Origin of the sequence: Paenibacillus sp. ACRRY (assembly GCF_022346995.1) — a bacterium.
Classification (GTDB): Bacteria; Bacillota; Bacilli; order Paenibacillales; family Paenibacillaceae; genus Paenibacillus.
Genome location: NZ_JAKRNM010000013.1, coordinates 1 through 22,155, shown reverse-complemented (window position 1 = coordinate 22,155; position 22,155 = coordinate 1). Strand labels below are relative to the sequence as shown.

Genomic DNA, 22,155 nt, shown 5'->3' with positions numbered 1-22,155 from the left:
TTCAACGTCTGACGGGACAGAGGAGGAGATGTCATGAAATTGCTTCAACGAATCAAGAACGGAGCGAACAAAGCAACGGAGCGTGCACAGCATGCTGTCGAGATTGGGAAAATAAACAATCAAATCGTGGGCTTGCAGCAGGAACAGGAAGTCCATTTTACAGATATGGGTCGCATCTTCTATGAGGGTTACCGTGCACAGGATATGACGCGCGCCGAAAAAGAAATGGTTGATCTGTCACACCTGTGCGACGAACTGCAGGATGAGATTGATGGTTTGCGCAGCAAAATTGCCGAACTCAAAAATGAGCGGTTGTGCGAATGTGGCCACGTTGCTTCACTGGATGCCAACTTCTGTCCGAAATGCGGACGTAAGCTGGGTGAATTCAAGTCTGCAGCATCTACTCCAGGTCCGGCATCTGTGCGGCAAGAAGCGGCTGTGGCTCAAAGTGCGGAACGCCCTTTCTATGAGGACACAACAACGATTCAAGATGAAGTGGATGAAGACGAGCCGTATCACACGGTAATTCCGTCCATCGCAGATCTGGAGACCGAATCCGAATTCAACAGTGCGGAGTTTACCCAGGAAGAGAAGGAAGCGTTTGATGCAGAGTGGGAGCGCCGCCGGGAAGAAGAAATGCTGCGTGAACGGGAACGGCAGCAGGAACTTGATGAGCGTATCCGTTACTGGAAAGAGAATAACCCGATCGTAAACACGGTTGACGTACAGACTGAAGTACCACGGGAGATGGTGAAATGCCAGATTTGTGCATCCGAGCTGCCCAAAGGCTCCAAATGGTGCCCACGCTGTGGTGCGGAACAGATCTGATGCAGTAGGACTACTGCCGCAGTAAGATAGGGCAGTGTGGTTGCTGACAGCATGGGGGGACGGGAATATGGACCAACTGCTGCATCATCTGAATCATCTTGGGTTCACCGAGATGGAATCCAAAATTATGGTGGAACTCGCGCGCCAAGGCTCAGCCTCCGGCTATGAGGTTGCGAAGCGCCTGGGCGTGTCCCGTTCCAATGTGTATTCCACCCTGCAGCGGCTCTCTCAACGCGGATTTCTGCGCTGCAGTGCCGGAGAACCTGCGAAGTACAGTGTACTGAAGCCCGAGGAGATGACTCAAATGATCTCCGGACAGATGCGTGCTTCTCTTGATTATGTACAGAGCAGCATGCCACAGCATGAACCGGAGAAACCGGTCTTTTACAATATCGAAGGTGACAAAAACGTATTCGATAACCTTAGCCGAGAACTGGCCGAGGCCAAGCATGAGATTGTCGTGGACATTTGGCGTGAGGAAGCCGAATTGCTGCATGATCTCCTGAAAAAGGCAGAGGATCGTGGAGTTAGGCTGTTATGGTCATGTGATGGTGGCGAGGGGATATTGGATCAGCCTGCACCTTGGCCTGGCCATCCTCTGTACGGTAAAGGAAATGGAAGAAAGTTCTCCATTGTCGTTGATCGGCGCTGGTGCATGCTGGGGATGCGCGGGGAATCCTGTGCAACTCAGGCTGTTGTAACAGAACATCCAGTCATGACAGATTTGCTGCTGAATCATTTTGCACAGGAATTGGTACTGTACGAACTGGAACAGGATATGGGCGAGGAACTGGAGTCCCGCTATGGACGCCGTTTTGAACAGCTGTCCGCACGTTATTGGTCGGTCCCTGCGGCAGGAGATTAAGTTTAGGCCAAAGGTACTGAGGCATCTGCCATGAACAAGCTGGAACAGAACGATATTTTGAGATTTTAATCTATGTTGAAACAGAGCAGGCGCTGCCTTAAGGCAGTCGCCTGTTTTGCGTTTTGAAGTAAATCAGTGATGTTCATCACGGCATCGTTGCCCTGTTGAGTTAGAGTTAAGGTATGAAGTCATACCAATTTTGAGAAACTGGAGTTATAAGTACAGAACCCGATTTTGAGTAGATCCTGAAATCAGCCTTTAGGCACGTCATATAGAGCTTCGAGTACACCAGTGTAATACGCTGTCCCATGGGGGACGAACTCGGAAGCATGGATTGTGCGAGTATGACGTTCCGGAATGGGAGAAGAAGGATCTGCGTTAGAAATCTGTTCCGCATATACTCCAGTGGCCTGGATCGCATCCGTTTCACCACGAAACAAGGCGAGCAGATCATGCAGAGGTGCCTCATATAGGCTGTGTACTTCACTGGCCTGCAGGGTGTAGGCCTCGAGTGGCTGGTTTAGACATAGGCCGTATACCGAGCTGAATTCCCGGTCCATGAATGGTACACCTCTAACTTCGCCTTGCAGCTGCTGCTTGGCAGTGAGCAGGTAAGACAGGGATTCAAATGGAGCATGTACGCCCAGTTCTTCCTCCAGTTCACGACTTGCCTCCTCAAGCTGCTCACCCGCAGTGAGATGTCCTGCTGCCGTAATGTCGTAACAACCCGGGAAGGTATCCTTAATATCACGGCGACGCTGAAAAAGAACCATCCGCTGATCAACGTCATCACGCACGATCCAGCAATGGAATGAACGGTGCCAATAGCCTTTGGCGTGCACCACACTGCGAAGCTCCGTGCCAATCCAATTTTGCTGATCATCATAAATGTCGAAACGTTCAGGGGTCATGATACGTATCTCCTTATATAGCAAGTTTTAAAGTTCAAAATTTCACAAAGTGCTTTTTCAAATGAAAGGGGAACGAACGTATGGAATGCATTGTACACTTTCAAGTTATCTATCCGCAACCACAGGAACGTAAAAGTCTAAGAGGACTTATATTTGTCGGGCAAGGTCAGGAACCAGCGAGCCATCAGCTAACGACCATGTTTAAGGATATGGGATTCAATGTACGCCTCGAAGATGAAGCACAATTGCTGTTTAAACCCGTAGATGCTTCGGCAAACTTTGAATATATTCGGGTAACTGAACTCGATACCGGGGAAGAAGTATACAAGGAAGATAAAGATCTGAAGTCGATTCTGGAGCATTTGCTACCACGCCGATTCTAGTCCATAAGGAATGTTATGAGATAGTGTAAGTTTCAGCAGCATTCATTTGCTTGGTCATAATTTAAAAAAGGCCCCACCTCTAGGGTGAGACCTTTCATGTCGGAGCGGTTTCCTTACATAAAAAGGGTGTAAACAGGAATGAACCTGTTGATTATGCGGGAGCGCCGCTGCCTTCTGCCTCCAGCTCTGAAGTGCAGTGTGAACAGCGGGTAGCAGCAGCCGGTATTTCGGATAAACAGTACTTGCAAGCCTTGGTTGTTTTTTTCGGCTCGGGCTTTTTGTGCTCTTTGCTTTTAATATAATTGACGCCCTTGACGAGCATGAAAATGCAAAATGCAACAATCAGGAAATCAATGAGTATGTTGATAAATTGACCATAAGCGATGACTGTAGCGCCTGCCTCATTGGCTTGAGCCAATGTTGTAATTTTCTCTCCGCTGGCGGTCCTCATATCCCCATCCAGATTAAAAATTTTCTGACTGAAATCGATGCCTCCAAGCAGCTTCCCGACAGGGGGCATGATGATATCATTCACGAGGGACGTGACGATTTTACCAAAAGCGGCCCCGATGATGACACCGACTGCCAGGTCGATTACGTTGCCGCGTACGGCGAATTCCTTAAATTCCTTCAGTATGCCTTTCATCTCTGCAATCTCCTTTAACCAATAAATTCATAGTTTATGCCGCGCATCCGTTATCATATTGTACAAAAAAAACACGCTCCAATCACCCCCCTGTCTACAGATTAAGACATGTTTTCACAATTTCCATGAAAATACTTCTTTATTTCATGCCGCCGATTCGGTATACTTCTAACATTGTCAGTTACGTTTACACTTTTATATTCAGGTTCGCGATCATATATTGTAACGAATCTTGGAGCCAAAATGAATTTAATATGCCGTTACTCGTATATGTGCAGGAATAGGCCTGCATGTCTCTACCCGATCACCGGAATGATCGGACTACGGGAAAGATCTGCATGATCGCTATGGTTGGGCAAGCTTTTCAGACAATGACTGAAGGTCTAAGTCTAAGGGGTTCCCCATATATGGATGTCCATTATATCCATGCGTGCATGCAGTATTTGATACGGCTTGTCCTGATAAGTACAAGTCCGTCTTTTCCCGTCTCCGGTTTTTCCGCAGCGTGTGAAAAGGCGGGCTTTTTGCTTTTTCGCCATCGGAGATGGACATGCTGGCTGGCTGTATAGAGGGCACACAGGGGGAAGAATCACGATGCAATTGTTAAAAGACAAAGTGAGACAGGAAGGAATCGTCCTGTCCGAGCAAGTACTCAAAGTGGATTCATTCCTGAATCACCAGATGGACCCGGTTCTCATGAAGGAAGTGGGCAAGGAATTCATCCGCCGCTTTGAAGGAGAGAACATTACGCGGGTGCTTACCATTGAATCGTCCGGGATTGCACCGGGGATCATGACTGCACTGGAACTGAATGTGCCGCTGATTTTTGCACGGAAGCAGAAGTCACTCACACTCACAGAAGACATTCTGGTTGAGAAGGTGTACTCATTCACGAAGCAGGAAACGAATGAAATTACGGTAGCCAAGAAGTTCATGAAGCCTGGTGATCGTGTGCTGATCATTGATGATTTTCTGGCGAATGGTGAGGCGGCCTTTGGTCTGGCGCGCATCGTTGAGCAGGTCGGTGCTGAAGTGGTCGGTATCGGGATCGTCATAGAGAAGGCATTCCAGCCTGGAGGCCGCTTGCTGCAAGAAGCTGGATACCGGGTGGAATCGCTGGTTCGCATTGGGGCCCTGTCGGATGGACAGGTCACATTTGCGGATGAGGAGGGCTCGAACTAATATGGCACGCGAGCGAATCTTCCAGCGGCACCGGCATCCCATCAAAACGTTCTCGCTTGGTCTGCAGCATGTCCTTGCGATGTACGCGGGAGCGGTAGTTGTACCACTTATTGTTAGTAAGGCACTCGGCTTCACCCAGGAACAACTGACGTATCTGATTGCCATTGACCTGCTCGCTTGCGGTGTGGCAACCCTGCTGCAGGTATGGGGTAATCGTTTCTTCGGGGTTGGGCTGCCGGTTATGCTCGGCTGTGCATTCCAAGCGGTATCTCCAATGATCTTGATTGGTCTGAACAGCGGGGTGTCTGCCATTTACGGGGCGGTCATCGCGTCAGGGATTTTTGTAGTGTTGTTCTCGGGGCTATTCGGTAAACTGATCCGTCTGTTTCCACCGGTTGTGACAGGTTCAGTCGTGACCATTATTGGTCTGACACTGATTCCTGTAGCATTCAGAGATCTGGGAGGCGGTCAGGGTTCGGAAGACTTCGGGAGCGGGACGAATCTATTACTCGGCTTCGGCGTATTGGTGTTTATTATTCTTATGACTCGTTTCACGAAAGGATTTATCCGTTCAATCGCCGTTCTGGTCGGTCTTCTTGCCGGTACGGTAGCAGCCGGATTTATGGGTGAGGTTAATTTTGCCCCGATTCGTGAAGCAAGCTGGTTCCATATGGTGAAGCCATTTTACTTCGGCACGCCAACGTTTGAGATTGTTCCAATACTCACGATGATCCTGGTGGCCATTGTGAGCGTAGCTGAATCGACAGGTGTATTTATGGCTCTTGGCAAAATATTGGACAAGGATCTGTCCTCCAAGGATTTGGCCCGGGGTTATCGAGCGGAAGGGCTCGCAATCGTGCTTGGAGGGATTTTTAACTCGTTCCCATATACCACCTATTCACAAAATGTAGGGCTTGTACAGATGACCCGTGTTAAAACTCGGGATGTCATCGTGGTAGCAGGCGGACTGCTGGTTGTGATCGGATTCGTACCGAAAATTGCTGCACTTGCACAGCTTGTACCTGGTTCTGTACTGGGCGGAGCGATGGTTGCGCTGTTCGGGATGGTCGTTTCATCCGGTATTCGCATCATTGGCAGCCAGGTCGATCTCAATCGGCATGAGAACCTGTTTATCATCGCTTGTTCCGTAGGCATGGGCTTAGGTGTTACGGTTGTACCTGAGCTGTTCGCGGGTGCACCGGACTGGGCACAGATTATGCTGGGTAACGGAATCATTGCCGGCAGCTTCACTGCCATCTTTATGAATTTGCTGTTTAATGGCCTCGGTACAAAGGCGACAGCTGCGAAAATGGCTGAGAAGCAGGCCGATGTAATTCTTGGAGAGACGGAGAAATCAGCTTAAATATGTAGATGTGGATAAGTGGTATCCGGAATGGATGCTATGTTAACTCACAAGATGAATAAGTCACGTGATGAATGAATGAAGTTAATGGCATGATTGATTCATCGAATAAATGATATACCACCTAAACATCCGGATCGCTGCATGAGAGCAGTGATTCGGATGTTTTTTGTTTTGTTTTGGGAGTAAATGCTACAGATGTCTCATCTGTTTTTCTGCAAAGTCCCCTACCCAAGGCAGCTTCAGCCATTTTCCCTGCAAGCTGGTGACAACCATGATAATCCAGACGACGACTCCCAGCAGCGATAACAAGGATGCGACCAGAGGTCCAAATAGAGGCAGAAATGCCGACAAAACATGGCCGATCATGATAATGCCAAAGACCGTGACGGATTGAAGAGCGTGAAACAGCACAAACCGGCTGCGTTTCTCCACTGCCAGGAAGACGATTCCACCTACAAAGGTAAACAGATAACAGAGCATGCCGGCGATATTCTCATCCAGACCGCTTGAGGATTTCATGGGGGACATCCGGCCCAGCCTCCTTTGTCCTTTTTCTATACGTTATGAAGAAGGTGGACAGAACTGAACCGGGTTTAGCAACGAATGTTACCAGAAAACGCATAATGCATGAAAACATAAGAGTGGCGTAGGAACAAAACCGGGTTAGTCCCATACAAGGTACTTATATAGAAAACAAGGGCGCACCAGCCATAGGTATGGCGTGATGTGCCCCAGTCATGTTTGCGAGATATTCTACAGGCTTAAACGAATCTAAAGATCTTTTCGTTGAAAGTTTTTACGTGGGTGGGTAACTTTACCGATTTTATCGGTATCGTTCTCTTTGGGTACCAGACGTTCGTCCGTACGGCCTTCGTGATGATTCTCAAACATGAACTCCGTCAGCTTCCATTCCGATTTGCCCAGAACCGGATCAGCCGGGAAATGTTGACCACGGTGCAGATGTTCCTCCCGACCTGCTTCATTGATGTAAACTCCGTCGACTTCCACCTTTTCATGCGAAAGGGGCAGCATATCCTGTTCTTCGCGGTCCATGAAACAGCGCCTCCTTTGATACCAGTAATTTAACTGTACGAGTTGTCCGTGATAATATCCCCCGAATAGTTCCGTGTTATGCTGGATAGAATTAATTCCGTACAGAATGTTCTAATTCATAAATATGATTCGGGATTAAACTTTTTGGGCGTAAAAACCGTTATAAATAATAAGTAAAATCGTCAAGTCGTAACAAACTCCCGAATATGATACAATAAGATTATGATTCAAACCGAATCATATCGGGTATTTATAGTGTCAGGTACTTGCTTTCAGCGAGGTTCCCGACCTAAAGCTTGCTTTAAGCCGCGCACACAACTTCATGGATGGCATTTAAGACTTATTCGGCGTTCTCTAAACGGAGCATTCACTTTCAACGTTTTGGGAGGGAATTACAATGGCAACGAAAGGTCACAATGAGGTCAAAGAAAGTTTGAGGGAAATGACTCGGATTTTCCGTCCTAAGGATCCAAAAAAATTCGTGAAGGAGTACGTGAGAAAATACCGGATTACGGGTGGATATGAGGAAGAATTGACTTCTGTGGTCGAGCACGAGCTTGTCAAGATGGATTCTTCCGTGTCCTGAAACACATCATTGAATTATACTGTTCCGATATGAATAGAACCGTCTCCCGGGCGATATGCTCCGGCAGACGGTTTTTTTTGCTGTCCTGAGATTTACTTGTAAATGAAAGGATATGAAGCATTGCATCACTTTTGGGCTGTAGAGCATCCCTTCTGCATATACATGGAAGTACACATAGGCAGGAAGGATGAATGCATGTGGACCCTATTTTGAAAACGAGAGAAGAGATTGACTACATGCGGGAAGCAGGCCGGATTCTGCGAAGCTGCCACGAGCATATTGAACAATGGCTTACCCCTGGTATAACCACAGGTGAGATCGACAGACGGGTAGAGGCATTTCTGGCCGAACGAGGGGCCACTCCGGAGCAAAAGGGATATAAAGGCTATCCGTATGCGACTTGTGCTTCAGTGAATGAAGTTGTCTGTCACGGCTTCCCGGATGACCGGGAATTGGCTGCAGGGGATGTTGTGACCATTGATATGGTGGTAAACAAGGATGGCTGGCTTGCTGACTCTGCTTGGACTTACGGAATTGGTGAACAACGCAGATCCATTCGCAAGCTGATGAAACGCACAGAAAGGGCTCTCCACCGGGCTATAGCACAAGCTGTGCCAGGAAATACACTGGGGGATATCGGCAACGCGATTGAACGAACTGCAAGATTGTACCGGTATGGTATAGTAAAGCCGCTCATCGGTCATGGGATTGGTCAGTATATTCATGAACCACCCAATGTACTGCCTTATGGTAAACGCAGGACGGGCATGATGCTTACGGAAGGCATGGTTATTACAATCGAGCCCATATTTACAAGAGGCAGTTCAGGAGCCGTGTTCTGGGATGAAGATGGATGGACTGTCCGGACGGTCGACGGATCATGGGGAGTCCAGTATGAACATACGATCGCGATAACCCGAGATGGACCGCTTATACTAACCGATGGAACGTAGGTTCTTTGACAGGAGGATTAGGTTTGTTCAGATGATCGTTTAGGAGTGAAGCTAAAATGCAGGGTCAGACGCCAAAGCCAGTTCATCGATGCGAATTAGAACAGAGCGTAGGATTTGACCCTGTAGAAGCTGGAAAAAAAGGAAGCTGAGAAAAGCCCTTATCCTTTTGCATAATACTGCATGTTTTATACGTGAGAAAAGTCACTGAAAATGCACGATAAATCACCGAAATATGGCAAATATTTTCAAATTAAGAGGTTTACATTTATAACTGAAATCGTTTTCAAACTAAGTTGTGGTGCGGTTTTTTTACATAAGTGAACAATTTGTGAACATGTGTCCAAAGATTGACAAAATCATACCCTCAACTTATATTTAATAAGTGATTGAACCATATAGAATGAATTGGAAGAATGCGCAGACATGCCCTTTGGAGGAAATGATGGGGGTTCTGGAAGCGTTATTTTTGGAAGCGTTCTGTATGACGGACAGGATTATGCGGATCGGGCTGAAGCGACCTAATCAGGCTAAACTTCGAACGATAACGGTAGTCTACGAAAATGTTAAAAAAGTGGGGTAGATCAATGATGAAACAGTGGCAGGTTGCAAAGCGAATTCTCCCCTTGCTGGCGGTGTTCTCTTTGCTGCTATCCGCATGCGGGCGGGAAGACTTGTCGGTAATGAAACCTCAGGGTCCTGTGGCACAAGGCCAATATGATCTGATGAAGCTGTCCATTGCGATTATGATCGTCGTGCTCATCATTGTATTTGCCATTGCTGCGTACGTGCTGATCCGGTTTCGCAGGCGTGCCGGGCAGAATGAAGTTCCCGAACAGGTTGAAGGCAATTTCAAGCTGGAAGTGATTTGGACAGCCATTCCGCTATTGTTGGTTATTGTACTGGCTGTACCGACAGTTCAGACGATCTTTGCTCAAGGCGAAGACTTGTCCAAGGACAAAAATGCAATTCAGGTCAAAGTTACCTCGCATCAGTATTGGTGGGAATTCACTTATCCTCAATATGATGTCACCACCTCTCAAGATCTTATCATCCCGACCGGCAAAAAAATCGCATTCGAATTGAAAACCGCGGACGTGCTTCACTCCTTCTGGGTGCCGTCTCTTGCGGGCAAAATGGACACAAACCCGGATGGAACAGTGAACAGATTTAGTTTCTCAGCACCTAATGAAGGCGTTTACCGCGGGAAATGTGCGGAGCTATGCGGAAGGTCGCATGCCTTTATGGAATTCAAAGTGAAAGCAGTCAGCCAGGAATCCTTTGACAGATGGGTCAATGAGATGAAGGCACCGGCAGTGCTGCCGGAGGATACACAGCTTGCTGAAAAGTTCAAAACGAACTGCCTGTCTTGCCACGCCGTTGGCGATCAGGGTGGACCTGTTGCCCCGAATCTCACAGGAATCGGCGGCAAGGAAGCTGTCGCAGGTATTTTGCTGAACCAGCGTGAGGGCCAGGAAGAAGGCAATCCGGTGCTGGATAACATGAAAGAATGGCTCCATGATCCACAATCCGTGAAGCCAGGCAATACGATGCCTAATCCCAAAGATCTTGGACTTACGGATGAAGAAATCGACGGAATTGCCGAATATCTAGCCAACTACAAATTGGACTATGAATAGAACAGCAAGGACGAAGAAGGGGGTGCACTACCTTGGCTCATGCTCATAGCGTCAAGCGGTACAGGGGCTTGATGGATTGGATCACCACCGTCGATCACAAAAAGATTGCCATTTTGTATTTAATAGCAGGTGGATTGTTCTTCGGAATCGGCGGGATTGAAGCCATTTTAATCCGGATTCAGCTGATGAAACCGATGAATGATTTTGTGTCGGCTCAGGTCTTCAACGAATTGATTACGATGCACGGAACAACAATGATCTTCCTTGGTGTCATGCCAATCATATTTGCCATCATGAACGCTGTTGTTCCTTTGCAGATTGGTGCACGGGACGTCGCCTTTCCATTTATTAATGCACTAGGGTTCTGGACGTTCCTGTTTGGCGGACTGCTGCTCAACCTGAGCTGGATCATGGGCGGGGCGCCCGATGCAGGTTGGACGTCGTACACGCCGCTCTCCAGTAGTGAGTACAGCGGAACCCATGGTGTGGATTTCTATACGATCGGTCTGCAGATAGCTGGTCTCGGAACACTCATCGGCGGCATTAACTTTCTCGCTACGATCATTACGATGCGTGCACCCGGCATGTCCTATATGCGGATGCCGATGTTTACATGGACGACATTTATTACTTCAGCCATTATCCTTTTTGCATTCCCTGCCATCACGGTAGGATTAGTACTGTTGACATTTGACCGTATTCTGGGAGCCAACTTCTTCGATGTTGCAAATGGTGGTAACCCGGTACTCTGGCAGCACATTTTCTGGATCTTCGGACATCCGGAAGTGTACATACTCATCTTGCCGGCGTTTGGAATTATCTCGGAAGTTATTCCGACCTTTGCTCGTAAAAGATTGTTTGGTTACAGTTCCATGGTGTTTGCAACCATCCTGATTGCCTTCCTGGGATTCATGGTATGGGCACACCACATGTTTACAACGGGTCTCGGCAATGTGGCCAACGCACTCTTTTCGATCTCAACCATGTTGATTGCCGTACCGACAGGGATCAAAATCTTTAACTGGCTCTTTACAATGTGGGGTGGACAGATCCGCTTTACGGCTGCGAACCTGTTTGCTGTAGGATTTGTTCCAACTTTCGTCATGGGTGGTGTCACAGGTGTCATGCTCGCATCTGCACCAGCCGATTTCCAGTTCCATGATACGTACTTTGTCGTAGCCCATTTCCACTACGTTATCGTTGGTGGCTTGGTTCTTGGATTGTTCTCGGGCCTGCATTACTGGTGGCCGAAGATGTTCGGTCGCATTTTGAGCGAAACACTTGGGAAATGGACATTCTGGACATTCATGATCGGATTCCAATTAACGTTCTTCGTTCAGCATTTTCTGGGCCTTATGGGGATGCAGCGCCGGATCGTTACATACTTGCCGAACCAGGATTTTGACCTGCTTAACCTGGTCAGCTCCGTTGGAGCATTCCTGATGGGTGTCGGGGTGATTATGTTCCTTGTGAACATCGTAATCACGACAAGAAAACCGGTGAATGCACCAAATGATCCATGGGAAGATGGCCGTACGTTGGAATGGTCCATCCCGTCTCCACCGCCGGAATACAACTTCAAGCAGACTCCGCTTGTTCGCGGAATTGATGCATATTGGAAGGAAAAGATGGCAGGACACACGGAGATGACTCCTGCTGAACCGGTAGGTTCGATTCATATGCCATCTGCGACTCCGCTGCCGTTTGTCATGTCTGTGGGTATTTTCATTGCCGGTCTGGGCCTGATGTTCAGCAAAGACGACTTTGGAAATGCTTTTATGAACGGACTTTTCAACAATTATATTGTGGTTATCATCGGTCTTCTGATTACATTCGGGGCGATGGCACTGCGTTCACTTTATGATGACCATGGCTGGCATATTGAGCCCGAGGATCAGGATGAGAAGGGGGTTAGAACATGACAACTTCACATGCCGAACCGGTAAGTGGCCAATTGCCGCATGAACCGGAGAAAGCAACGCTGGAGGGACGCAATAAGCTCATTGGCTTCTGGTTGTTCCTTGGCGGCGAGACGGTATTGTTCGGTACACTCTTCGCAACCTTCCTGGCGCTTCGTGGCCAGACAAACGAAGGGCCATCGGCGAATGAACTGTTCCATCTGCCGCTTGTGGCAGCAGCGACCTTCATACTCCTCGTCAGCAGTCTTACAAGTGTATTTGCGATCCAGGCCATGCATCGGGGCAACCGAAGTGCATTGGCACTTTGGCTCGGAATCACAGTAGTGCTGGGTCTTGGGTTCCTAGGTATTGAGATTTATGAATTCTATGAATATGTGGTTCACAAAGAGTTCGGGATGACCACCAGTGCATTCAGCTCCGCTTTTTATACGCTGGTTGGATTCCATGGAGCCCACGTTGCATTCGGTATTCTGTGGATCGGACTTATTATCGGGCAGCTGTTCAGAAAAGGATTAACGGTCGTAACTGCACCAAAGGTATACGTCTCCGCAATGTACTGGCACTTTATTGACGTGGTCTGGGTGTTTATCTTTACGGTCGTCTACCTGCTCGGAAAGGTGGGTTAACACATGTCGGTACAGGATAAGAGTGATCAACAACCTGTGAAACATCGTCACCGGACAGAAGGACCGCAGAAGCATGTCGTTGTGTTTATATTCTCCATCATCCTGACACTCATTGCGTTTGCAGCCGTTAAGGCAGGGGGCGTCAATACGTCGTTTACCATCATCCTTTTGGTGGTTATGGCCATTCTTCAGGTGTTTGTCCAGCTTGGGTACTGGATGCACATGAAGGATAAAGGCCATCTGATGCCCATTCTGTTTATGGCTTTTGGATTTTTCGTAGCATTCACGTGCATCATCATGGCACTCTATTGGGTTTGGTGGTAAATGAGATGGCGGCGGCGCAGTGCCGCCGTCTTTTCCCCTTTTAGGCGATGGAATAGAAAGATGGTTTAAGGCTACAACCAAATCAGGTCACCGGGAGGTTTCCCGTATGCTCGGGTTGCAATACTTTAGTTTCAATGATTTATGGAGTCCCTTCATTCTTGCGTTATTTTTACTCATTGCAGCTGTGTATCTGTTTATCGTAGGTCCGTTAAGTGAAAGGGTTACTGATGCAGAACCTGCTACCGCTGCACAGAAAATCATGTTTATTACGGGTCTGGCTGTGTTCTATCTTGCTCAGGCTGGGCCATTTAATTTGCTCGGACACGTCATGTTCAGCTTTCACATGGTAAGCATGGCTCTTTCTTATCTGGTTGCTCCACCTTTATTGATGAAAGGGCTGCCCCTCTGGGTGTGGCGAAAGATCATTCAGTGGCTGCCAGCGCGGCAGTTATCCTTTTTAGCTCATCCGATTGTTGCCGCATTACTCTTTAATGGTTTATTTTCGCTGTATCATCTGCCCGTTGTCCATGATTATGTCATGCTGAATTTTACGGTTCACCGACTGTATTACTTGGTTCTCTTTATTACCTCTATGCTCATGTGGTGGACACTTCTCAATCCGCTGCCGGAGGCAAGACAGGCGTCAGGACTGTCGAAGATTGGATTCATCTTTCTCAATATGGTGCTGTTAACACCGGCCTGCGGCCTGATTATTTTTGCGTCCGAGCCATTATATGCAACGTATAGCAATCCTGCCGTATGGGCGGAAGCGATGAGATATTGTGTGTCAGGGGACTCCTCGGCAATATTGCGTACATTCGGAGGTCCAGGTTTCTTTAACTTCCTGTCTTCCGCCAAAGAGGATCAGCAGGTGGGTGGTATTTTGATGAAGTTTATTCAGGAGGGCATCTTCGTATCCATGCTGGCTTATGTTTTTTTTCAATGGTACCGAAAGGAAAAACGCGAAGATGATGATGATCCGTATCCTGTAGAACGTTCAGGTGGACCACTTAATCCTGCGAAATAAGCCTTAGTTATGTTCAGACAAGAGGGGGAACACACGATGGATATGCATTTTTTGCTACCTACGATCAGTACTTCTTTCATTGTGATTAGCGCTGTACTGGTTGGGGTCGGTTGGGTGTTAATCGTTCGTGGCAAAAAGGAGGCTCATCAGTCCATGATGGTCGCCGGAGCTGTCGCGGCTCTGCTTTTCTTTATCATCTACATGTCCCGGACGATATTTGTTGGAAATACCGCTTGGGGCGGTGATCCGGAGATGGAGATATTCTATCGGATCTTTCTGATCTTTCATATTATTCTCGCCACAGCAGCTGCGGTCTTCGGTATCTCTACCCTGGTGCTGGGATTTAAGAAGAAATTTGCTACACATCGTCGCTGGGGGCGATTTACATCCATGATCTGGTTCAGCAGTGCACTGACAGGCGTCATAGTATACGTACTTTTGTATCTCCTTTACCCTGGCGGACATACACGCCCCGTTTGGGAAGCCATCCTTGGGGTGTAGAATTTGACCCGGATTCTTTGAAAATATGAAAATGGATGAATGGATTCGTTCAATCGTCCATACCTTCTCTCTCATCTTTACATAGAATGAGATCGAGAGGGGGAAACAACAAGTGAAAAAAACAGTCCAAGTCAGTCAAACGTATCCACGTCTCACGGTGTATTCAGAAGAGAACTACAGAGGGAGAAGCCGGATTTTCCGTGGTAACACGGGTCTGCGCAATCTGGACAACATTCTGGATGGGGTAGAGAGCCTGCGCTTTTTCTCGACAAGTTCCAATGCAACGCTGGTTGTGTTTACGAGACCAAACTTTCAGGGTGGATTCCGCGTGTATCGTGGCAATACCAACCTGAGAGATCTCGATGATCTGATTCGCGGAAATGATGTGGAATCCCTGATCTCCACCAATCAACGGCTGACACTGGCCGAAATTCGTGCCATCCGCAGTAATCGTACTTTGCCAAGCGGCTACAATTTGGTGTAAATGTGTTTGACCTCTTCTGCATACAGGTGCCGGAAAATTGAAAGAGTTGATTCCGATTTGTGTTCGCACAATATCGGAGTCAGCTCTCTTTTTTTGCCTGCACATGATCATGATCAGCTCTAAGCAGTCGGTGAACAATCGTAGTGATCACTGCAGTAATCTGCCTTTTATGCTGTATCACTCAGTATGCAAGGGAATAAATTCCTGTTAAATCCCTGATTCAGGAAAAAAAGGGTTGACGGTATGAACTAGAGGTCTGTATACTGTGTATATTGATATATACAGTAAACACAGTGAACACAGCTTGCGCAGTAAAACGTGAGATGGAAAGGCAGGCAATGTTATGAATGATTGGAAGCAGGCTTGGTGGCTAACCCGCAGTGAATGGAGCAAGGATCGGTATCAATGGTTATGGTCTGCAATGTTTATGATCTATGTTGGAGCTATGGGTGGTGTCATGTTATATGGACAGAGGGAGGAAAGTGCGCTTAACATCATTTCCGATTCCTACTTCTTGCTTATGATTCCATTTCAGGGATTTATCTTCTCTAGACGTTCTTTCCGCTACATACAGGAAGATTCTTATACCCAGATGCTGACCTACTATCGCAGACTTCCGATCTCGGCAGAGACTGTGATGTGGGGACGAATTCAGCAGGCGTTGCTGGCCTTCATCTATAATGGCATATTCTACTATGGCGCGTTGTATGTCTCCGTGATGCATTTGGAAGGGTTCCGATGGGATCAATATCTAGCCTTTGCGCTAACGTGTACAGGATATGGGGTACTAATTACAGGGTTCTATATCTTTGGAGAATTTTTGCACACGGGCAAAAAGTATTTGTTAATCAGCATGCTGTTTGTACCCGTAATTGTCCTTATTGCGATTTTCATTCGAATCATGGGTGGAAACGGATTGCAATATGCCACAGAAATCAGCAAAACCTGGGGGTTGTTATCACCATTTATGTGGGGATCGCTAATATTGGGATTTGCGGTGTTATGGTTGCTTAGTCGCTTAACACTAAGGAAGTTATCGAAGCGGGATTTAAGTTAATGGTAAGTCAAATATAGAACGACATCGAGGATGACCAGCACTATCGTGCAAGTGAACTGAAGTGTACGCGAGGGTGAGGTGCAGGGCTTGAATATACCGATTCAAATTAATGAAAACAGTGCTGAACCTTTATATCACCAAATTGAAAACCAGCTAAGATCTTTAATTATAACGGGTCAATTGGGGGAGCGAACGCATTTGCCGTCCATTCGCGAATTTGCAGGATCGTTGAATTGCAGCGTGATTACTGTTCGCCGGGTTTACCAGGATCTGGAGAATGAAGGCTTGCTTCGAACAAAGCAGGGTACGGGGACGTTTGTAGCCAAGGTTGAGGCAGGAGATCGGGAGAACTACAAATTGACAGCAGCAAAAGAAGCACTGCAGGCAGCCGTGCAGTCCGGTAAATCCGTTGGGTGCAGTGAAGAGGAAATGGCACGATTGTTTCAAGAGATCTTGCAGTCGATCTACTATCCGAAATAAGGGGTGACCAAACATGGAACCAATAGCGGTTCAGCTAAACGGGGTATCCAAGATACGCAAACGTAGAATCATTGGCCCTATTGATCTCGCCATTCCGGAGGGATACGTGGTCGCCATATTGGGACATAACGGTTCCGGAAAAAGCACACTGCTGAATATGCTTCAGCGGGTTGTACTACCGGATTCCGGTCAGATCGTTTGGTTCGGACAGCACCACGAAGGTGAACTTCCTACAGAGCTGAGAGAGCATATTGGCTTTGTTGCAGACGGTGGAGGTTCGGAAGAAGACAATATAACCGCTGTTGAAGCTGCCAGATTCCGAGCACATTGGTACACCCGTTGGGATGCTAAGCTTTTCAACCAGCTAATGGATGATATGGATGTTCCCTATGATGTGAAACTGAAGAAGTTGTCCAAAGGAGAACGGCGCAAATTCGAAATAGCGGCAGCCCTTGCTGCACGGCCGAGATTGCTCCTGCTAGATGAACCCTCTTCTGGGCTTGATCCATTTGCCTGGAAGGTCATGGTGGAGCAGTTCCGCAATTTCATGGCGGAAGGGGATACCACCATTTTAATAGCAACACATATTGCAGATGAAGTGAAGCGTCTGGCTGATTACATTGTACTGATGCACCGGGGCCAATCACTTGGAATGGCGGAAAAGGATGTCGTGCTCGATCAATGGAGAGAAATCTGGTACGAAGGCGATCTAAGACCTGAGAGTATACCGGGGGCTGTTGAGTCGAAGCAGGAGGCTGGAGCCATTCGAGTGATTACGACCCGGGTAGTTGAAGCGCAGGAGAGGCTGGAGCTTGCGGGTAACCGCATCATGAAAATCCGAAACCTGGAACTGGACGAAGTGCTGCAATACTGGATTGCAGGGTACACTCCGACACTGTGGAGATAAACGAAGGAGGATGATAGATGATGAACAGATTGGAACTGAAGCAGGTAGTCAAGCAATATGCAGATAAGACGGCTGTTAACGGTGTTACGCTTAATGTGGAAGAAGGGGAAATCTATGGATTGCTGGGTGCCAATGGTGCGGGTAAAACAACAACGATGCGCATGGTACTTGGTCTGATTCATCCCGATAATGGAGAGATAAGATATAACGGAAAGCCTTATAATACTGAGTTGCAGCAGATCATGGGTTATCTTCCGGAAGAACGCGGACTGTATCCCAAGGTAAAGGTCAGTGACCAGATCAATTATTTGGCTCGCCTTCGCGGCATGAATGGCAAGGATGCAGACAAAAGCTTAAGATACTGGCTCGATCGATTCGAGGTCCCTGAGTATTACGACAAAAAGATTGAGGAGTTATCGAAGGGTAACCAGCAAAAGATGGGCTTTATCGCTGCGGTGGTGCACCGTCCTCAGATTCTTATTCTTGATGAGGCGTTCAGCGGCTTAGATCCAGTAAACGTAGAGCTACTCAAATCCACTGTTAAGGAATTGCGTGATGAAGGAACAGCTATTCTGTTCTCGACACATCGCATGGAGCATGTTGAAGAACTTTGTCGTCAGATAACAATTCTACATCGCTCCAATACCGTAGTTCAGGGAGAGATCAAGGAGATCAAGAATCGCTATCCGCGTGAACAGGTTTTCCTGAATACCACTGGCAATGTGGACGGTTTGGATCGATTGGCCGGTGTAAATAAGGTGGAGCGGAACGAGCGTGGATATCTTATTCATATTGCACAGGTTGAGGCTGCCCAGGAGATTTTGAAGCACGCAATGAATCAGACTACTGTAGAGCATTTTGAGATCAAAGAACCAACGCTTAACCAAATCTTTATTCGTGAGGTGGGTGAGTCGAATGAATAAAATGGGAACGATCATCGGATTTACGTTCAAAAACAAAGTCAAAACGAAATCATTTGTAGTTACGACCATTGTACTTGCACTTTTAATTTCAATTGGACTTAATGTACCTTATTTCATTACCTTATTTAACGGTGGATCAATCGGCGGCGGAGCTGCAGGAAGCAACCCTGTAAACATTGGGCTTCTGAGTGCGGGACAGCCAGAAGTATCGGAGAAGCTGGAGAAGTTCTCGTCCGCACAAGGAGATCAAACCTACCGATTCATAGCTGATGGTACTAAAGATGAAGCTGCGTTGAAAGCAGATGCAGAATCCGGACTTATTGATGGGTATCTGAAGCTTGAAGCGGCCCAAGGACAGGAGTTCCCACAGCCGATCCTGTATTCAACAGAAGAGGTGTCCCCTCAGATTATTGCTTCTATAGAAGCTGCGCTGCAAAGTGTGAAGCTGGATGTCGTCGTGAAGGACGTACTTTCAGCTGAGCAAAAGGAACTGATTAATACACCTGTTAAAATAAGCGAACAAAGCTTGAGCACTGAAGAAGCGGGAGCTGCTGCGGGGTCTGAGAATGGCATGAGCCCGATCAACTACATTGTGGTATACCTGCTGATCATCCTCCTGTTCACATCTACGATGATGACAGGTAATATGATCGCATCCGAAATCACGGCGGAGAAGAGTTCCCGTATTATGGAGATTTTGATTACCAGCGTGTCTCCACTGAGTCAGATGTTTGGTAAGATCATCGGTATATTTATGGTAGGTATGCTTCAGATCGGTATTTTCGGTGCGGTGATCGCAGGGAATGTGCTGCTTCCTCACAACCGTGATGTCCTGAGTGATTTTAGTTTGAACCTGAGTGATGTAAATATTGCCGTTATTGTATACGGATTAATCTTCTACATCCTTGGTTACTTCCTGTATGCGGTGATGTTTGCTGCGATTGGTTCGATGGTTAGCCGTACGGAAGAGCTGGGTCAAGCGGTGCTGCCGATTACGATGCTTTCATTGGTTTCCTTCTACATTGCGATCTTCAGTATCGCAACACCGAACATTCTGTTATTAAAAGTTGCTAGCTTCATACCGTTCACCTCACCTACAGCCATCTTGGTGCGAATCGGGGCAGGGGTTGCTCCAACATGGGAGATACTAGTGTCTTTGGCCATTCTGGTCATATCGATCTTTATCTTCGGCTGGCTGGCTGCCAAGATTTATCGCACGGGTGTGTTGATGTATGGTAAGCGTCCAACCTTCAAGGAATTGTTCAAGGCGATGAGAGCTTACAAAATTTAAATCAATTTAATTACTACTAACTACTACTGCTTTAGAAAAGAAATAGTCCAACTTAATAATATATCACTGGAGGCGTTGAGTATGATCAAAAGCATAGATTCAAAATCATTCATGATGTTAAGTGTTGGTGCAGCCGTACTTTTGCTAGGATCGTTAGTAAGTGCAGAAGGATCTTCCATAAAGGATGCTGTGCAGGGTGTTCTGATGGGTGCCGGAGCTGTTCTTGCTGTTGCTGGGCTGTGGATGGCTGGAAGTAAGAAGTAACTATTAAAAGGGAGAAGGGAGCCATCTCAGGAAAAAGGTGGAACCCCTCTCAGTCTATTATCGTAATAATGATGTATGTTCATTCTTTGAACTGATAGATTTACCCTACTATATATCTAAAGGAGAATACATAATATGAAAAACTGGAAACGCATGCTCCTGTCACTCACCATCTCGGTTGGTTTGCTCGCTTCAGCGGCACCGGCCATGGCTGCACCTCAAGAGACTTCCGTTAAAGTCAATGACCAGGCAGTAGAGTACACTGTAGGGGCGCCAATTAATAACAAGGGAACAACATTGGTTCCCCTTCGCTCCACACTTGATGCAATGGACGTGAAGTTGACAACTGCGACAGATGATACAATTACGGCTGTGGTGAACGGCAAAACGATTACACTCAAAAGCAAGCTTACACGCATTAATGGTGTAACCTATGCACCGATTCGTATTGTTGGGGACGCTGCAGGTTATGAAGTAAACTGGGATGCGAAGACGCGTACCGTTTTGCTTGTCTCCAAGGGAGCAGAAACGGTAGCACAAACAGGTGGGCGAGGCTTCATGTGGGAAGTGGAGAGCAACGGGAACACGGTATATCTGGTAGGCTCCATGCATATTGCTGACGATAGCTTCTACCCATTGCGCGAGGAATTTGAGGAAGCTTTTGCTGAAGCGGATTACCTGGGCGTCGAGATCGACATTAGCAAAGCGGCTGATGAGGCACAACAGAAGCTGATTCTGGATCTGGGATCTTACCAGGATGGAACAACGCTGAAGGATCATGTTTCAAGTGAAACGTATACCAAGCTGGGGGATATCCTGAAGAAAAACGGACTGGAGCCTAATGCGCTGGACGCATTCAAGCCTTGGGTTGCAGAGAGTACGCTTGCTAGCCTGAAGTCGGTGACGGCTGGATATGAAGCTTCCGCGGGTGTGGATTTGTATTTCATCCAAAAGGCCATTGAGAGTAAACTGCCTATTATCGAGCTGGAATCGTACGAGTCCCAACTGGGCATGTTTAACGACTTCTCCAAAGAGCTGCAAGAGGAAACGTTGAAAGCAACTTTAGACAACTACGATGTTCTTGATGATAGTGTGAACCAAATGGCCGAGATGTGGAAAACGGGTAATGATGAGCAGTTGCTTGATCTGACCAATAACTTCTCTGATAACGAGGAGTACAACAAAGCAATGCTGATCGACCGTAACATTGGCATGGCTGACAAGATTGATGGATACCTGAAGAGTGATAAGAAAGAGGAGTACTTTATCGTTGTAGGTGCTGCCCACTATCTGGGTGAACACGGCATCGTGAAGCTGCTTGAAGATAAGGGTTATACTGTAGAACGTAAATAACATTATATCTTTACTGGATACACCCCTCTCAATTCTGAGTAGAAGCAGAGGGGTGTTTTCTATATATAGAAGAAAGACAAAATATATAGAGGGCTTATATATACTCGTGTCCAAGGTGTTGAAAAATGTGGAGCTTTGAAAAACATTAGGATATCTAGATATACAATTTATTTTTATAAAACACTTTACAAGATATTGTGATATATGATATATTAATTTTCCGGCCAAGAAAACACGAGATACACGGTGCGGTAAGCGAACTGAAAAGCTTCGAAAGAAACTTGAAAAAAATGCTTGCTAAATTGGTTCGGACATGATAATATATAAGAGTTGCTGAAGAGAACAACATTCGGAAGCAAACAACGTTTGATCTTTGAAAACTGAACAACGAGTGAGTAACGATCTTACTTGTAAGATCGAAAAGCTGAGAAATTAGTACAAGTCATTTGACTGTATGATTTCGAAGCGAAATGAGATTTTTAATCTCGTCAGATTCAAAATGAGCTAATCGCTCTTTTCAATACTTTATTGGAGAGTTTGATCCTGGCTCAGGACGAACGCTGGCGGCATGCCTAATACATGCAAGTCG

Annotated in this window: 25 protein-coding genes, 1 rRNA gene and 1 riboswitch; of the genes, 22 read left to right on the top strand and 4 right to left on the bottom strand. The window is 47.0% G+C overall.

What is annotated here, in order from left to right:
* Positions 1 to 33 precede the first annotated feature (33 nt).
* Positions 34 to 828, top strand: a complete 795-nt coding sequence (locus MH144_RS26975; protein WP_239305340.1) for a zinc ribbon domain-containing protein — start codon at positions 34 to 36, stop codon at positions 826 to 828.
* A gap of 67 nt (positions 829 to 895) precedes the next feature.
* Positions 896 to 1,693: a TrmB family transcriptional regulator gene (locus MH144_RS26970; protein WP_239305339.1), complete on the top strand. Its 798-nt coding sequence runs from the start codon at positions 896 to 898 to the stop codon at positions 1,691 to 1,693.
* A gap of 251 nt (positions 1,694 to 1,944) precedes the next feature.
* Here the strand turns inward: MH144_RS26970 and MH144_RS26965 are convergent, their stop codons facing one another.
* Positions 1,945 to 2,604, bottom strand: coding sequence for an NUDIX hydrolase (locus tag MH144_RS26965; RefSeq protein WP_239305338.1), 660 nt, complete (start codon positions 2,602 to 2,604; stop codon positions 1,945 to 1,947).
* Between the two features lie 80 nt (positions 2,605 to 2,684).
* On the opposite strand from MH144_RS26965, the gene MH144_RS26960 reads away from it, so the two are divergent.
* Entirely contained in the window at positions 2,685 to 2,987 is a 303-nt protein-coding gene (locus MH144_RS26960) for a hypothetical protein (RefSeq protein WP_239305337.1), read from the top strand.
* 151 nt (positions 2,988 to 3,138) lie between these two features.
* Here MH144_RS26960 and mscL read toward each other — a convergent pair whose 3' ends face one another.
* Positions 3,139 to 3,633, bottom strand: a complete 495-nt coding sequence (gene mscL / locus MH144_RS26955; RefSeq protein WP_183525444.1) for a large conductance mechanosensitive channel protein MscL — start codon at positions 3,631 to 3,633, stop codon at positions 3,139 to 3,141.
* Positions 3,634 to 3,877: 244 nt separating this feature from the next.
* Positions 3,878 to 3,977, top strand: a riboswitch (purine riboswitch).
* Positions 3,978 to 4,227: 250 nt separating this feature from the next.
* Between mscL and MH144_RS26950 the strand changes: the two genes are divergently transcribed.
* Both MH144_RS26950 and MH144_RS26945 read left to right on the top strand, forming a co-directional pair.
* Positions 4,228 to 4,815 carry a xanthine phosphoribosyltransferase gene (locus MH144_RS26950; RefSeq protein ID WP_239305336.1) on the top strand — a complete coding sequence of 196 codons (588 nt, stop codon included), beginning with the start codon at positions 4,228 to 4,230 and terminating at the stop codon, positions 4,813 to 4,815.
* A 1-nt stretch (position 4,816) separates the two neighbouring features.
* Positions 4,817 to 6,178, top strand: a complete 1,362-nt coding sequence (locus MH144_RS26945; RefSeq protein WP_239305335.1) for a nucleobase:cation symporter-2 family protein — start codon at positions 4,817 to 4,819, stop codon at positions 6,176 to 6,178.
* A gap of 192 nt (positions 6,179 to 6,370) precedes the next feature.
* Here the strand turns inward: MH144_RS26945 and MH144_RS26940 are convergent, their stop codons facing one another.
* Together MH144_RS26940 and MH144_RS26935 are read right to left on the bottom strand one after the other, a co-directional pair.
* Complete coding sequence (locus MH144_RS26940) at positions 6,371 to 6,709, bottom strand: DUF4870 domain-containing protein (protein ID WP_095291885.1); 339 nt, start codon at positions 6,707 to 6,709, stop codon at positions 6,371 to 6,373.
* A 243-nt stretch (positions 6,710 to 6,952) separates the two neighbouring features.
* The gene (locus tag MH144_RS26935) at positions 6,953 to 7,234 is read right to left on the bottom strand and encodes a transposase (RefSeq protein WP_239305334.1); all 282 of its coding nucleotides are present in this window, start codon (positions 7,232 to 7,234) and stop codon (positions 6,953 to 6,955) included.
* Positions 7,235 to 7,631: 397 nt separating this feature from the next.
* On the opposite strand from MH144_RS26935, the gene MH144_RS26930 reads away from it, so the two are divergent.
* The 17 genes from MH144_RS26930 to MH144_RS26850 all read left to right on the top strand — a co-directional run.
* Complete coding sequence (locus tag MH144_RS26930; protein ID WP_017690840.1) at positions 7,632 to 7,820, top strand: hypothetical protein; 189 nt, start codon at positions 7,632 to 7,634, stop codon at positions 7,818 to 7,820.
* A gap of 191 nt (positions 7,821 to 8,011) precedes the next feature.
* Positions 8,012 to 8,773 (top strand): type I methionyl aminopeptidase, encoded by a 762-nt coding sequence (map, locus tag MH144_RS26925; protein ID WP_239305333.1) that lies wholly within the window; start codon positions 8,012 to 8,014, stop codon positions 8,771 to 8,773.
* Positions 8,774 to 9,357: 584 nt separating this feature from the next.
* Positions 9,358 to 10,410, top strand: a complete 1,053-nt coding sequence (gene coxB, locus MH144_RS26920; protein ID WP_095291889.1) for a cytochrome c oxidase subunit II — start codon at positions 9,358 to 9,360, stop codon at positions 10,408 to 10,410.
* A gap of 71 nt (positions 10,411 to 10,481) precedes the next feature.
* Positions 10,482 to 12,332 (top strand): cytochrome c oxidase subunit I, encoded by a 1,851-nt coding sequence (ctaD, locus tag MH144_RS26915; RefSeq protein WP_239305395.1) that lies wholly within the window; start codon positions 10,482 to 10,484, stop codon positions 12,330 to 12,332.
* Positions 12,329 to 12,955, top strand: a complete 627-nt coding sequence (locus MH144_RS26910) for a cytochrome (ubi)quinol oxidase subunit III (protein WP_095291892.1) — start codon at positions 12,329 to 12,331, stop codon at positions 12,953 to 12,955. Before ctaD ends, MH144_RS26910 begins: the two co-directional genes overlap by 4 nt.
* A gap of 3 nt (positions 12,956 to 12,958) precedes the next feature.
* Positions 12,959 to 13,279, top strand: a complete 321-nt coding sequence (locus tag MH144_RS26905; RefSeq protein ID WP_095291893.1) for a cytochrome C oxidase subunit IV family protein — start codon at positions 12,959 to 12,961, stop codon at positions 13,277 to 13,279.
* A gap of 106 nt (positions 13,280 to 13,385) precedes the next feature.
* Positions 13,386 to 14,306: a cytochrome c oxidase assembly factor CtaG gene (gene ctaG, locus MH144_RS26900; RefSeq protein ID WP_239305332.1), complete on the top strand. Its 921-nt coding sequence runs from the start codon at positions 13,386 to 13,388 to the stop codon at positions 14,304 to 14,306.
* A gap of 36 nt (positions 14,307 to 14,342) precedes the next feature.
* Positions 14,343 to 14,807, top strand: a complete 465-nt coding sequence (locus MH144_RS26895; RefSeq protein ID WP_239305331.1) for a DUF420 domain-containing protein — start codon at positions 14,343 to 14,345, stop codon at positions 14,805 to 14,807.
* 112 nt (positions 14,808 to 14,919) lie between these two features.
* The gene (locus MH144_RS26890; protein ID WP_239305330.1) at positions 14,920 to 15,291 is read left to right on the top strand and encodes a hypothetical protein; all 372 of its coding nucleotides are present in this window, start codon (positions 14,920 to 14,922) and stop codon (positions 15,289 to 15,291) included.
* Positions 15,292 to 15,634: 343 nt separating this feature from the next.
* Positions 15,635 to 16,348 carry a hypothetical protein gene (locus MH144_RS26885; RefSeq protein WP_239305329.1) on the top strand — a complete coding sequence of 238 codons (714 nt, stop codon included), beginning with the start codon at positions 15,635 to 15,637 and terminating at the stop codon, positions 16,346 to 16,348.
* Between the two features lie 87 nt (positions 16,349 to 16,435).
* A complete protein-coding gene (locus MH144_RS26880) occupies positions 16,436 to 16,828 on the top strand; it encodes a GntR family transcriptional regulator (RefSeq protein WP_239305328.1) in 393 nt (130 codons plus the stop codon).
* Positions 16,829 to 16,841: 13 nt separating this feature from the next.
* A complete protein-coding gene (locus MH144_RS26875; RefSeq protein WP_239305327.1) occupies positions 16,842 to 17,735 on the top strand; it encodes an ATP-binding cassette domain-containing protein in 894 nt (297 codons plus the stop codon).
* A gap of 20 nt (positions 17,736 to 17,755) precedes the next feature.
* Positions 17,756 to 18,658 (top strand): ABC transporter ATP-binding protein, encoded by a 903-nt coding sequence (locus MH144_RS26870; protein WP_239305394.1) that lies wholly within the window; start codon positions 17,756 to 17,758, stop codon positions 18,656 to 18,658.
* Positions 18,651 to 19,949 (top strand): ABC transporter permease, encoded by a 1,299-nt coding sequence (locus MH144_RS26865; RefSeq protein WP_239305326.1) that lies wholly within the window; start codon positions 18,651 to 18,653, stop codon positions 19,947 to 19,949. Before MH144_RS26870 ends, MH144_RS26865 begins: the two co-directional genes overlap by 8 nt.
* 81 nt (positions 19,950 to 20,030) lie before the next feature.
* A complete protein-coding gene (locus MH144_RS26860; RefSeq protein WP_239305325.1) occupies positions 20,031 to 20,213 on the top strand; it encodes a hypothetical protein in 183 nt (60 codons plus the stop codon).
* Between the two features lie 135 nt (positions 20,214 to 20,348).
* Entirely contained in the window at positions 20,349 to 21,566 is a 1,218-nt protein-coding gene (locus tag MH144_RS26855; RefSeq protein ID WP_239305324.1) for a TraB/GumN family protein, read from the top strand.
* Positions 21,567 to 22,091: 525 nt separating this feature from the next.
* Positions 22,092 to 22,155: ribosomal RNA gene (locus MH144_RS26850) — 16S ribosomal RNA — on the top strand; the annotation flags it as partial.